General features: G+C 53.8%; 10 protein-coding genes and 1 pseudogene. 3 read left to right on the top strand and 8 right to left on the bottom strand.

The annotated features are described in order from the left end of the window. Positions 1 to 9 precede the first annotated feature (9 nt). Positions 10 to 130, top strand: a pseudogene (locus tag ACXAEW_RS05195) (IS3 family transposase); the annotation flags it as partial. Positions 131 to 258: 128 nt separating this feature from the next. Here ACXAEW_RS05195 and ACXAEW_RS05190 read toward each other — a convergent pair. From ACXAEW_RS05190 to ACXAEW_RS05175, 4 genes are read right to left on the bottom strand one after another with little or no spacing between them, the layout of a single operon-like run. Then, positions 259 to 999 (bottom strand): proteasome-type protease, encoded by a 741-nt coding sequence (locus ACXAEW_RS05190; protein WP_474940314.1) that lies wholly within the window; start codon positions 997 to 999, stop codon positions 259 to 261. Positions 1000 to 1032: 33 nt separating this feature from the next. After that, positions 1033 to 1839, bottom strand: coding sequence for a transglutaminase family protein (locus ACXAEW_RS05185; RefSeq protein WP_474940313.1), 807 nt, complete (start codon positions 1837 to 1839; stop codon positions 1033 to 1035). Between the two features lie 4 nt (positions 1840 to 1843). Then, on the bottom strand, positions 1844 to 2785 hold the full coding sequence (locus ACXAEW_RS05180; RefSeq protein ID WP_474942995.1) for an alpha-E domain-containing protein: 942 nt from the start codon (positions 2783 to 2785) through the stop codon (positions 1844 to 1846). A gap of 6 nt (positions 2786 to 2791) precedes the next feature. Further along, the gene (locus tag ACXAEW_RS05175) at positions 2792 to 4222 is read right to left on the bottom strand and encodes a circularly permuted type 2 ATP-grasp protein (protein ID WP_474940312.1); all 1431 of its coding nucleotides are present in this window, start codon (positions 4220 to 4222) and stop codon (positions 2792 to 2794) included. Between the two features lie 512 nt (positions 4223 to 4734). Here ACXAEW_RS05175 and ACXAEW_RS05170 point away from each other — a divergent pair. After that, the gene (locus ACXAEW_RS05170; protein ID WP_474940311.1) at positions 4735 to 5958 is read left to right on the top strand and encodes an ABC transporter substrate-binding protein; all 1224 of its coding nucleotides are present in this window, start codon (positions 4735 to 4737) and stop codon (positions 5956 to 5958) included. Then, a complete protein-coding gene (locus ACXAEW_RS05165; protein WP_474940310.1) occupies positions 5948 to 8542 on the top strand; it encodes a putative bifunctional diguanylate cyclase/phosphodiesterase in 2595 nt (864 codons plus the stop codon). The genes ACXAEW_RS05170 and ACXAEW_RS05165 overlap by 11 nt, the downstream gene beginning before the upstream one ends. Before the next feature lie 56 nt (positions 8543 to 8598). Here ACXAEW_RS05165 and cynS read toward each other — a convergent pair whose 3' ends face one another. Genes cynS through ACXAEW_RS05145 form a run of 4 tightly spaced genes read right to left on the bottom strand, consistent with a single transcriptional unit; the run spans position 8599 to position 12219 of the window. Continuing rightward, positions 8599 to 9069 carry a cyanase gene (cynS, locus tag ACXAEW_RS05160; RefSeq protein WP_474940309.1) on the bottom strand — a complete coding sequence of 157 codons (471 nt, stop codon included), beginning with the start codon at positions 9067 to 9069 and terminating at the stop codon, positions 8599 to 8601. Between the two features lie 21 nt (positions 9070 to 9090). After that, positions 9091 to 9990: an ABC transporter ATP-binding protein gene (locus ACXAEW_RS05155; RefSeq protein WP_474940308.1), complete on the bottom strand. Its 900-nt coding sequence runs from the start codon at positions 9988 to 9990 to the stop codon at positions 9091 to 9093. Positions 9991 to 10002: 12 nt separating this feature from the next. Beyond that, on the bottom strand, positions 10003 to 10839 hold the full coding sequence (gene ntrB / locus ACXAEW_RS05150; RefSeq protein WP_474940307.1) for a nitrate ABC transporter permease: 837 nt from the start codon (positions 10837 to 10839) through the stop codon (positions 10003 to 10005). Positions 10840 to 10842: 3 nt separating this feature from the next. Further along, the gene (locus ACXAEW_RS05145; protein ID WP_474940306.1) at positions 10843 to 12219 is read right to left on the bottom strand and encodes a CmpA/NrtA family ABC transporter substrate-binding protein; all 1377 of its coding nucleotides are present in this window, start codon (positions 12217 to 12219) and stop codon (positions 10843 to 10845) included. Positions 12220 to 12314 lie beyond the last annotated feature (95 nt).

Genomic DNA, 12314 nt, shown 5'->3' with positions numbered 1-12314 from the left:
GGGCTGGGTCAAACGATAGAGGAGGCTCAAGATCGGGCCACAAAATGGCTCTGGACTTACAACAACGACCGGCCCAACAATGGCCATTGGCAGCATCAAACCCGCTATGAAACTGAAAACAGCCGCGTGATTTCTACGGCTGAGTCCCATTAAAAATGGGGGGATTACCGGAGCTCTGTAACGCCGAAACCGGCGCCGTAGGAGGAGGTGTTGGTTTGCCCTTCTGAACTTGCCCTGCAATATTCGGCGGCTGGTCTTTCAAACTTTTGGAAATTTGAATTCAGGGAGCTGGCTAAATGCTTCACGTAGCGCGACGCCCCAACCGTTTGAGATTTCCTCGAAGTAGGGATCGTTCTCTTCAATCCGAAACATTCTGCCATTTTGCAGGCTGTCGGTTTCATAGGCGTGGACATCCAATGGCAGGCTCACAGACAGATTGGCCTTGATCGTGGAATCAAAACTCACTGTCAGCAGTTTGATTGCATCTTCAAAGGACATGCCCGGATCATAGGCGCGCAGCAAAATGGGGCGACCGTATTTCGTCTCGCCAATCTGGAAGAAGGGAGTATCAAAACTGGCTTCGATAAAATTGCCTTCTGGATAAATCAGGAAAAGCCGGGGCGCGCCGTCTCCGATTTGCCCGCCCAGGATCATTGTCGCGTTGAACGCGGCATCGGCGCGCTGACCGGCTTCGGCATGGGTGGCGATCACCTCTTTCAGAAGGTTTCCCACCATGGTTGCCACCTGGAACATTGATCCTTCTTCCAGAATGCCGGGGTGACGCGCTCCGGGTTCCTTGCTGCGCTCTTCCAGAAGGCTGACTACGGATTGCGTTGTCGCCAGATTACCGGCCGTCATCAAAGTGATGGAGCGGTTGCCAGGCACATCCCAAGTGAACATCTTCCGGAAGGTGGAGATGTTATCTACACCAGAATTGGTGCGGGTATCGGACATAAAGACCAGGCCCCGGTTCAACATCAGGCCAACGCAATAGGTCATGTTGTTTCCTTTTTTGCAGGCTCTTCAAGCAGCCTATTGCTGAACCTGCAAGGAAACATGAAGATTCTCTGCTCCATTTCCCTGTCGAATGCCCAGAATTGGCGCGGCATCGCTGTAGTCGCGCCCTGTGGCCACGCGTACATAACGCGCATCTGGCGATATTCCGTTGGAGACGTCAAACCCGACCCAGCCCAGGCTTTGTGTCCAGACCTCGCACCAAGCATGGGAGGCGTCCTGTTGCTCTTGCCCATCCATCAGCAAATAGCCACTGATGTAGCGGGCGGGATATCCCATCAAACGTGCGGCTGCGATCATTATGTGGCTGTGGTCCTGGCATACGCCGTGACCGGCGGACAGGGCGACTTCGGCCGTTGTGGAGCTGTCCGTACGCCCAGTCTCATATTTGACCTGTGACAGAATTTCGCTGGACAGATGATGTAAGCGCGCGATGTCGTCCAAGTCGGCCGTATCGCTGCGCACTGCCGCGGAGAGCTTTCGAACGTTGTTCCCGGCGGCAGTCATTGGTGTTGCCCCTTCAAACAACCAAAGTGGTGCATATCCGGTGTGTTGCCCTACGACACCGTTTCGGTCTTCTACCTCGACCTCCCCCGTACTGACGATTTCGATGTGTGTGGCCCCTTGATTTACCTTCACCAGTTCTGTGTGATTTATGAAGAGATCGTCAAACGTAAGCTGTTTTGCGCCTCCGGAAATTCTGGTCTCCCAGTTCAGGACCGTTTGCCCATGGCCGGTACGGGGAATGAGCCGCAGCTTCTGCAATGCATAATGCACTGGCTCGTCATATTTATAAGTGGTTTGATGTTTGATCGTCAGTTTCATTGACTTATCCGTAGAACCGGAAGCTCTGCTCAATCCCGGAGGAAAGCACGGTTGTGTCTTTGATGAACTCGCCTAGGAACTCGTGGAGCCCATGTTGAAAAATGCTTTCGACTGAGTGCCCACGCATACGGGTGCAAACGGCTTCGGCTTGGTCCTGACAAGGCTGCCGGGTTCCATAGTCTTCTTCCAGATTCTTCAGGTTTTCCTCGATTTCGTTGTAGCAAAACGCCAAAGAGCGCGGCATGCGGCGATCCAGGATCAAGAAATCTGCAATCATCATAGGTGAGATGCTACCGGTATATAGCCATCTGAACGACTGCTCTGCCGAGACAGAGCGTAGAATCACCTCCCACTGAGCATTATCGATATTGGAGCCGACATAGGCTGCAGACGGCAGCAGTACGTAGTATTTCACATCTAGGATACGTGCCGTGTTGTCGGCCCGTTCGATAAAGGTGCCCAGTCTGGCAAAGCAGAATATGTCATTGCGCAGCATGGTACCGTGCAATGCGCCGCGCACAACAGAGGTTCGGTAACGGATAGCGGCCAATACACCATGCAGGTTGCGCTCGCTCACAGGGCGGGCCAGGTCTTCTTTGGTCGCCATCCAGCATTCATTGGTGGCTTCCCAGACCTCGCTCGACAAGGCCGTGCGCACCATTCGCGCGTTTGAGCGGGCCTGGCCCAAAGTTGCCATCACACTCGACGGGTTGTCCTTGTCCCGCAGCAGATAGTTGATGACATTAGCCGCCGTGTAGCTGTCGTATTTTTCTTCATAGCCAAGGTTCATTCCGGCCGTCGTCACGATAGAGCGCCACTCGCTCTCGCTATTGGAGGAGCGGGTCAGAGCGATCCGCCATCCGGCTTCCAGCAGGCGTGCAGTATTCTCTGCCCGTTCCAGATATCGAAACATCCAAAACAGGCCGCCAGCAGTTTTTCCCAGCATCATGAATTAGTCCCCCAACACCCATGTGTCTTTTGTTCCGCCGCCTTGGGATGAGTTCACCACCAGCGATCCTTTCTTCAATGCAACCCGGGTCAGGCCGCCGGGCGTTATGTCGACCTGATTGGGAGAGACCAGAACAAAGGGCCGCAGATCTACGTGGCGCGGTGCCAGGCCTGACTTGGACAGGATCGGAACTGTCGAAAGGGAGAGCGTGGGCTGGGCAATGTAATTTGCCGGTTTGGCTCGCAGTTTGGCTTCAAACGCAGCAAGCTCGCGTTTGCTCGCGGCGGGGCCGACCAACATGCCATAGCCACCCGATCCGTGCACTTCCTTCACCACCAGATCCTTGAGGTTCGCCAGAACATGAGCAAGGGAGTCCGGTTCAGAACAACGCCAGGTCGGAACATTCTTCAAGATCGCCTGCTCGCCCGTGTAGAACTCAATTATTTCAGGGATGTAGCTGTATAGCGCCTTGTCATCTGCGATACCGGTTCCGGGCGCATTGGCCAGTGTGATGTTGCCTGCCCGATAGACATCCATGATGCCGGGTACACCCAAAAGGCTGTCGGGATTAAAGGTCAGCGGGTCAAGATAGGCATCGTCTACACGACGATAGAGCACGTCGATGGTCTGATACCCTTGTGTCGTGCGCATCGCGACACGCCCGTCGACGATCTGCAAATCGTGACTCTCCACCAATTCCGCACCCATCTGATCGGCAAGAAACGCATGTTCGAAATAGGCTGAATTGTGGATGCCAGGTGTCAGAACGGCCACCACCGGTTTTTCGTTCGGCGACGAGCTTGGCGCACTGTGGGCCAAAGACCGGCGCAAGCGTTGCGGATATGCAGAGACAGGGCGAACCTTCAGTTGTGTAAACAGCTCCGGGAACATCTGCAGCATCGTTTCACGGTTCTCCAGCATGTAAGAAACGCCGGACGGGGTTCGCACATTGTCTTCAAGGACAAAGAATTCGTCTTCTCCGGTGCGGACCAGATCCACTCCGCAGATATGGGTGTAAACGCCACCGGGTGGGTTCACGCCAATCATTTCCGGGCAAAATGCCTCGTTTCCGCTGATTAACTCACGCGGAATACGGCCTGCTCGCAGGATCTCTTGGCCATGATAGATGTCGTATAGGAAGGCATTGATTGCGCGCACACGTTGCTCAATCCCGCGTTCCAGTTTGGCCCATTCCCGTGCAGCTATGATGCGCGGCACGATGTCAAAAGGGATGAGCCGCTCGTCAGCTTCTTCCTGCCCATAGACGTTAAACGTGATTCCGATCCGTCGGAAAAAGGCCTCTGCATCCTCTGACTTGCGCCTGAGTCTTTTTAGATCCTCATTTTCAAACCAATCAAAATAGACCTTGTAGGGGTCGCGCGCAGCACCGTGAGTGGTGAGCATCTCGTCAAAGAATGTGGCTTCATGTGTCATAGATTGAGTTTTGCATCCAAACCTCCAGCCGCAAGATTCGTGCCTCAAAAGCAGGCTTTTGGCGTCGCTCTGCGAAAAACGCGCCTGAAATTTAAACAGGATTTCTAATAAATAATCATATTGCGAACGAATGTGGGGGCTTTGTCTAAAAAATGCGCATGTCGAAAACGCCAGTTTCCCTGCTGTCGTTTCTATTTCGACTGACAGGTAACCCTATCAGTTGGTACGTCATTCCTTATAGGTCAGCGCGTTAAGGTCTTCTGATTTTTTGTCAATAATCATGGCAAATTCGCTCTGTTCCAAACGTCGAGTTCAGCGATGCACGCCAATGAACGAGGGCGTTTCCACATCTGTTGGGAACCAGGAAGGGTCTCCAGAACGGCCGTTGTAAAAACGTGTTTTCACATTCCGATAACATCAATTGAATCAACTTCGAGTGGTTTTGAGGCGGTAGGTTCATCACGCATTAGTTTTTGTTCGGCAACTCTAGAGCTGACAAAAGAGGGACAATCATGCTTGCCAAAATTCTAAGATCTCTTGTTCTCAGTACGATTGGCTGCATCGTGTCTCATGCGGAAGCCAAAGAGAACACGTTGGAACTTTTTATCGACGCTGACTATTCAATCAGCGTCGCCGCGGCGCAATCCATTGAACTTGGTGTGCGGACTGCGCTCGACGAAGTCGGGTTCGAAGTCGCAGGCACAAGAATTCGCGTTGTTCCGATGGATCATCGCGGCAACGTAAAGCGGGCACGTCGTACCTATGAACGTTACCTGGAAAGCGAGCAGGCATTGGCCGTCATTGGTGGTCTGCACTCTCCCCCGTATTTGGCGCACAAGGATTATATCAATTCAAACGGTGTGCTGACGCTGTTGCCTTGGTCCGCAGCCGGTCCGATAACGCGGTCGAAAGCGGGACATGACAATTGGATTTTCCGCCTGTCCGTCGATGACACGCAATCGGGCAGTTTCCTTGTGAATGAGGCCGTCGAAAAGGCTGGTTGCGAGAAAATTGCGTTGATCCTTTTGGAAAACGGATGGGGGCATGCCAACCAGAAAACGCTGACTGCGGCTCTCGCTGCTCGCGATATGGCCCCAGTCACAACAGAGTTCTTTTCCACAGCAATCGGTGATGCAACAGCTCTTAGCTTGGCTGCACGTATTGGGCGAACCGGTGCTGACTGCGGTGTCTTGTTGTCCAACTGGGACAACGGCGCCTTGGTTCTGAATGCATTGCATCAACACGGTACAGACATACGCATATTCAGCCATTGGGGAATTATGGGAGGAGAATTCACCCGGCGCGTAGACGATCAAACACGTCGCGCTTTGAAGCTCCGCGTCCTGCAAACATGCGCCTTGCGCCGTGAAAGCGAAGGTAACTCCCTATTGGCAAAAGCGTTGACTGCTGCAGCTCCTGATCTGGAGTCAATTTCGGAGATTCCGGCAGCCACAGGTTTTGTCCACGGCTACGATTTGACGCGGATTTTGATCGAAGCCGCACGTCAGGCTGCTGAAAGTGAAACATGGGATACTGCAAGTATTCAGGAAAAACGTGCCAAATTGCGGCAAGCCTTGGAGAACTTGGAAAACCCCGTTCCTGGGATACTGGGGCCGTATGACCCACCATTTTACCCCTTTGGACCTCAGTCGCCCGATGCACACGAGGCTTTGGGGATAGATGACCTTTGCATCGCCAAATTTGGGTCAGATGGGAGGCTGGAGAATGCCCTCTGACTCTTTCTTCTCGGGTTCAGCGAATTCCAGAGTTGTTTTGCAGCGTTTCTGGAGCCTGTTGATACTTGTTTTGATCCTGGCCGTTACGTCATCTGCGATGACGGTTCGTATGACTGCCACGCCATTTTTGGTTGCAGAGCAGAAGGAAGCGGTTGCGGCCCAAGCCACGCGAGACGCGCAAAGTTTGGAAATGCAGCTTGACCGATATCGGGTGCTTCTCGATTTTGTCAGCCATGCGCCCCCCGTTGTTGATGTGGTTATAGGTTATGTCAACTCGCCCGACGTCGTGAGGGAGCTTTTGCTGCGTCTAAGCGAGACCGATGCTTTGTCTTGGCTGCGCGTTTATGATGCATTCGGAGATGAAGTTGTCTATCTGGACTACGGGGATGGCGGCGAGGGTCCTTTGATGGGGCAGCCTCTCACGCAGCTTGTGGCGCGGACAACAAATGGGGAAAAGGGGAGTGAGCGCGAAGTTGTTTTTGCCGTGATCGGCGACGAAGCTCATATTGCCATTGCATCTCCTGTGCGCCACCAAGGGTTTACCGAAGGTGCTGTTGTTGTCGGTCTGCAGGTCGGTTTTGACGCACTCTTTCCAGCAAATGAGATTGCCAAGGAAACCTATGTTGTCAAAACAAGCGCATTAGAGGCGGGTACGATTGACGTTCCGGACGGGGCTTCAGTGGTGCCTCTTTCCGCTGCGGATCTTTCCGTCGTTTTATTGCCGGATACCGACGCCGTTGCTGCAGCAGGTGGTCGGCTCCTAACGACTACCGTCAGTGCGTTGGCATTGGTACTAATCATAGCCTTTGCCCTGTTTGCTGGTTTGGGCCGCGCGGCATTGGTCGAGCCTCATCGACGGTTGGAGCAGCAGAAGAAGTCACTTGCTGAACTGGCTGCGGTTGCAAAACGCGCAAACGACGCATTTGTGGTAACGGATGCAGATGGGCGGATCGTCTGGACAAACCCGGCATTCGAGAAACTGTCTGGATATTCGGGCGAAGAGGCACGCGGCCAAAAGCCGGGAGCAATGCTTCAAGGCGCGGGAACTGATCCGGGTACGATCTCAGAGATACGCGAAGCCATACGCCAACGCCGTCCGATCAAGACTGAGATCCTTAACTACAACAAAGATGGCAGTTCATATTGGATCTCATTGGGTATCTCTCCGCTGCGCAACGAGGAGGGTAAGTTCTATGGCTTCATGGCGATTACTCATGACGTCACACAAGAGCGTGCGCAACGCGAAGCCATCATAGCGGCCAAGCGCGAGATTGAACATCAGGCCCTGCATGACTCTTTGACAGGTTTGCCTAACCGCAGAGCTCTAGATGTCGCGCTGCAGACTCGCAGCAGGGACATGAAAGCGGGTGCAACGGTGGTCCGGATCGATCTGGATCATTTCAAATACGTCAATGATACGCTTGGTCATGCCGCGGGCGATTTCGTCCTTTGTGAGGTTGCGGACATCCTGCGGCAGGAGACCAAGGCAGAAGATCTCCCGGCCCGGGTCGGAGGGGATGAATTTGTGATCCTTCTTGGAGGGGGGAAGACATCGGAGGATGGCCGGGTTGTCGCCGAACGTATGTTGGAACGTATCCGACAGCCCAAACTATTTGAGAAAAAGACAATACGTGTAGGGGCGAGTTTCGGCGTTGCGAGCACGCTGGATGGGCTGGTGCCAATGGAGCAGCTTGTCGTAGGAGCAGACGCCGCGCTTTACGAAGCCAAAGACAGTGGGCGAAACAATGTTTGTCTTTATACCCCGAATTTGCATCACGCGGTTCAAGGGCGCCGGGCGCTCGCGCTTGAAATTCGCCGTGCGATTGTGAACGAAGAATTTGTCCCTTTCTATCAGCCGCAATTCGATGCCCAGACCTATCAGATTGTTGGCGTCGAAGCTTTGGCGCGCTGGCGGTCTCCTGAGCTTGGCCTGATGGTGCCAAGCGCGTTTTTACCGATCGCAGAGCAGTTGTCGGCCGTTGATGAAATAGATGCATTGATTTTCCGAAAGGCAACACAGGAAATCAGCGAGCTGCGCGCACAAGGTGTGATAATTCCCAAACTGTCGTTTAATGTTACAGCCCAGCGGATCCAGAACCCGGAAATGTTCCTGAACTTACCAAAGATATCGGAGACCGGTTATCAAATCGCGTTTGAAGTTCTTGAATCGGTTCTGGTGGAGGAGCAGACAGACCTGTTCAACTTTAGCATTGATCGGTTGCGGGATATGGGGATTTCAATTGAAATTGACGACTTCGGCTCTGGTCATGCGTCCATTGTCGGTTTGATGCACCTGCGACCGGATGTGATGAAAATCGACCAACAGCTGGTTTTACCCCTGACCAAGTCTGGCACTATCCGGGGGCTGTTGAAGCAGATTGTCGGTATGGCGGAATTAATGGGATTGAAAGTCACAGCCGAGGGTGTCGAGACGATGGAACACGCCCGGATCTTGGCTGAGCTTGGGTGTCATACACTCCAGGGATTTGCATTCTCCAAACCGCAAAGCGCAGAGGATTTGGAGGTTTTTGCCCGGAACTGGGACCCCGCGTCAGTGGATATCCGTCGCAGGGCCCAAGGTTAATCACGGCCCAATAACCTGGAGGGCCGCCCCTTGGTCTCATTGTGCCAATCCGGTGCTTACCAGCTGTTGTAAGACAGGTATTTACCCGACATCTCTACCTTGACCCGGTCCCCTTTGGGATGCGGTACCTTGGTGACCGACATATCAAAATCAATCGCAGACATGATGCCGTCGCCGAATTTCTCGTGGATCAGCGCTTTAATCGTCGGCCCGTAGACGCCAACAATTTCATAAAGGCGATAAATGCAGGGGTCCGTCGGTACGGTCTGCTCCCACATTTTGGTTGGGCTTTCTTCCAGAACCGATGCGGCTTCTTGTGGCAGGCCCAGGGTTGTGACCAGAAGCGCGGCTTTTTCCGCTGGCATCGCATTCATGCCCACACAGGCCGAATGGGTCCAAACAGACGACATGTCGATCTTTTCGGCGATTTCCTCCCAGGTTAGCCCCGCCTGTTTTTTCGCGGACAGGATCATGACGGTTACGTCTTCTTTGCTCAGCATGACTGGCACCTCTATGTTGTCTTTCATGGGATTGCCTCCTCTGGGTCGTTAACTGCCGACGCTGCGCAAAGGCGTGGCGTCTGGGGTGGTGTCTGTTTGAGTTTTGTCAATCCGAACGGTTTGCGGCTTCTGCAGGGCTCCTTTGGACGGCATCCCGGCGAGTTCTTTTGAACGCTGGCCAAGGAAGTGAACCAAGTGGTTGCGGATGGGATAGTAATTGGGGTGATCGACAATCTCGGTCCGGTTGCGCGGACGCGGAATGGTGATCTCCACCGATTCCGCAACGCGGGCAAAGGGGCCGTTTGTCATCAACAGGATCCGGTCCGCCAACAGGATCGCCTCGTCGATGTCATGGGTGATCATGAAGACGGTCTGTTCAGTCTGGCCCCAGATCTTGAGCAACTCATCCTGAATGGTGCCCCGTGTCAGCGCATCCAGAGCGCCAAAAGGTTCGTCCAGCAACAAGAGCTTCGGATGGTTGGCAAAGGCGCGGGCAATTGACACTCTTTGCCGCATACCACCTGACAACTGCGCTGGTTTGCGATGCACCACGTCCCCACCCAGACCAACCATGGAAAGGTATTCCAATGCCTGTTCCGTGATCTCCTGTCGTGACTTCTGCGGGTATCGGGCTTTGATCCCAAAGATCACGTTTTTCAATGCAGAGAGCCAAGGCAACAAGGAGTAATTCTGGAACACCACGCCCCGGTCCAGGCTGGGACCCGAGACCTCGAACCCATCCATTTTGACCACACCTGATGTTGGCTCTGCCAGACCCGCCAGAATGTTCATGATCGTGGATTTACCACAGCCGGAATGACCCAGGATGCAGACGAACTCTCCTTTTTCGATGCCGAATGTGGCGTTTTCAAAAACGGTGAGTGTTCCACCTTTTCCATCGGGAAATTGTTGGGTGAGCTGTTCGATGCTCAGGAAGGATTTAGCCATCAAAACACTCCTTTATTCCGCAAAGGCCACGGCGCGTTGCAGTGCGCCAAAGGCCGCATCCAGCAACATGCCAACAATGCCGATCATCAGAATGGAGAAGATCACCGAAGTGAGATCGAGGTTGTTCCACTCGTTCCAGACGTAGTAGCCAATCCCGGTTCCACCGACGAGCATCTCAGCCGCCACGATCACCAGCCAAGCAATCCCGATAGAGATCCTCATACCAGTCACAATTGTTGGTGCCGCTGCGGGCAGGATCACGGTGATTGCGGTTTTGAAGGCAGACAGTTCATGGGTGCGTGCAACGTTGACCCAGTCCTGTCGCACACCTGCAACGCCAAAGGCGGTGTTGATCAGCATTGGCCAGATCGAGCAGATAAAGATGACAAAGATCGCACTGGCTTCGCTGTCCTGAATGATGAACAGTGCAAGCGGCATCCAGGCAAGTGGTGAAATTGGCCTTAGAACCTGAATGAAGGGATTAAGGGCTTTGTGCGCAACCGGCGACATGCCAATGAGAAAGCCCAAAGGCACCGCCACCAGTGCGGCCAGAATGTAACCCGTCAGCACGCGATAGATGGAATAGCCGATCTGGATGCCGATCCCCTTGTCATTGGGGCCGGCATCATAGAAGGGGTTGGACAATTGTTCCCAGGCTTTGACCAGCACCTGACTGGGCGGGGGCACGCCTGCTTTTGGCGCTCCCCCTCCTGTAAGGCGCTCGTATTCCGTAAGTTCGCCGACGGCTTTCTGCGCGGGAATGGCGGCCTCCCAAATCAGAAGGCCGATCAGCAAAAGAACAACCGACAGGATCGCTGCGCGCTTGGACTGCGAGAGATTGTCCAGCATTTCTTATGCTTTCCCGATGGCAAAGCTCGATACGTATTCTTCGGGCTTGGCCGGATCAAAGGTCTTGCCCATGATCGTATGCGATTTGTAGGTGATGTCCGGTGCATCATAGCCCAGGTCATTCATCACCTTCTTGGCGTCCGCCGCAAGATAGACCTGTTCTGCCACACCGGCGTAGTCGACATCCCCTTCAATATAACCCCAGCGTTTCATCTGCGTCAGGATCCAGACCCCCATAGAGTGCCAGGGGAAGGGGTCAAAATCGATGCGATCAGGAACGTTTTGGACCTCGCCAAGCCCATCCGCATAGGTGCCGGTCAGTACCTGCTCGATGACGGGGATAGGTTGATTGAGGTAGTTCGTGGGCGCAATTGCTGCCGAGATTTCCTTGCGGTTTTCTGGGTTTGAGGCGTATTGCGTCGCGTCGATGATCGATTTCAACAGCGCACCATATGTGTTTGGTAGCTCGGTTGCAAAGGACAACGGTGCCGCAAAGGCACAGCAGGGGTGGCCCTCCCAGATGTTCTTGGTCAGCGTGTGAATAAACCCGATGCCCTCCCAGACCGCGCGTTGGTTGAATGGGTCGGGGGACAGGTAACCATCCAAGTTCCCGGCACGCAGGTTGGCAACCATTTCTGGTGGCGGCACAACGCGGATCTGGATGTCTACATCCGGGTCCAATCCGAATTCAGCCACGTAGTAGCGCAATAGGAAGTTGTGCATGGAGTATTCAAATGGAACCCCAAATGTGAAGCCTTTCCACTGTTTCGGGTCGCGTTTGTCCAGGTGCTCGTTGGACAGAACGATGGCCTGACCGTTGATGTTTTCAACCGCTGGCATGATGTAAGGCTCAGCCACGGACCCGGCCCCCAGCGTCATTGCCAAAGGCATCGGTGTCAGCATGTGGCTGGCGTCATATTCACCGGACAGCGATTTGTCCCGTGCGACGGCCCAGCCGGCGGTTTTGATCACTTTGGCATTCAGTCCATAGCGCTCATAAAATCCCAATGGTTGCGCCATAATGATCGGCGTCGCGCAGGTGATCGGGACAAAACCGATGTTCAGGTCGGTTTTTTCAGGGGTGCCGAGAGTGTCCAAAATGGCTGCTTTGGCCTTGTCGATAGGGAAGACAGATGCCAGTGCAGCAGCTGCCGTGGTGCCACCGACCATTCCCATAAACGACCGGCGGCTGATGTCGTTCTGGCCAAAGACCGAACGCACAATTGCGCTTTCGACCGCCTGTTCCAGCATGTCCTCGCTGTTCATATCGGTTGCAGGGGCGGCAACAAAAGTCTCTGAACATGTGGCACAGGTACATCCCGCCCCATGTCGCAAATCAGTGTCTTTTGAGAACGGATTCCCAAGGCTCTTAACGGTCATAGCACATCCTCTCTGTCGGTTTTTTTGTTATGGTGACACGCGTTTTTGAGCAGAAATAGATGGTTAACGACCTGCTGAAATTTCGTATCTTGTTG

The sequence above is a fragment of the Epibacterium sp. ABZ3_068 genome, assembly GCF_056159265.1.
The sequence above is the reverse complement of the archived record's forward strand: the minus strand, read 5'-3'. Positions and strand labels throughout refer to the sequence as shown.

Coding starts and splice junctions, on each gene's coding strand:
- ACXAEW_RS05190 (WP_474940314.1), bottom strand. CDS start 999: ATGACCTATTGCGTTGGCCTGATGTTGAACCGGGGCCTGGTCTTTATG.
- ACXAEW_RS05170 (WP_474940311.1), top strand. CDS start 4,735: ATGCTTGCCAAAATTCTAAGATCTCTTGTTCTCAGTACGATTGGCTGC.
- ACXAEW_RS05175 (WP_474940312.1), bottom strand. CDS start 4,222: ATGACACATGAAGCCACATTCTTTGACGAGATGCTCACCACTCACGGT.
- ACXAEW_RS05165 (WP_474940310.1), top strand. CDS start 5,948: ATGCCCTCTGACTCTTTCTTCTCGGGTTCAGCGAATTCCAGAGTTGTT.
- ACXAEW_RS05180 (WP_474942995.1), bottom strand. CDS start 2,785: ATGCTGGGAAAAACTGCTGGCGGCCTGTTTTGGATGTTTCGATATCTG.
- ACXAEW_RS05185 (WP_474940313.1), bottom strand. CDS start 1,839: ATGAAACTGACGATCAAACATCAAACCACTTATAAATATGACGAGCCA.
- ACXAEW_RS05145 (WP_474940306.1), bottom strand. CDS start 12,219: ATGACCGTTAAGAGCCTTGGGAATCCGTTCTCAAAAGACACTGATTTG.
- cynS (WP_474940309.1), bottom strand. CDS start 9,069: ATGAAAGACAACATAGAGGTGCCAGTCATGCTGAGCAAAGAAGACGTA.
- ntrB (WP_474940307.1), bottom strand. CDS start 10,839: ATGCTGGACAATCTCTCGCAGTCCAAGCGCGCAGCGATCCTGTCGGTT.
- ACXAEW_RS05155 (WP_474940308.1), bottom strand. CDS start 9,990: ATGGCTAAATCCTTCCTGAGCATCGAACAGCTCACCCAACAATTTCCC.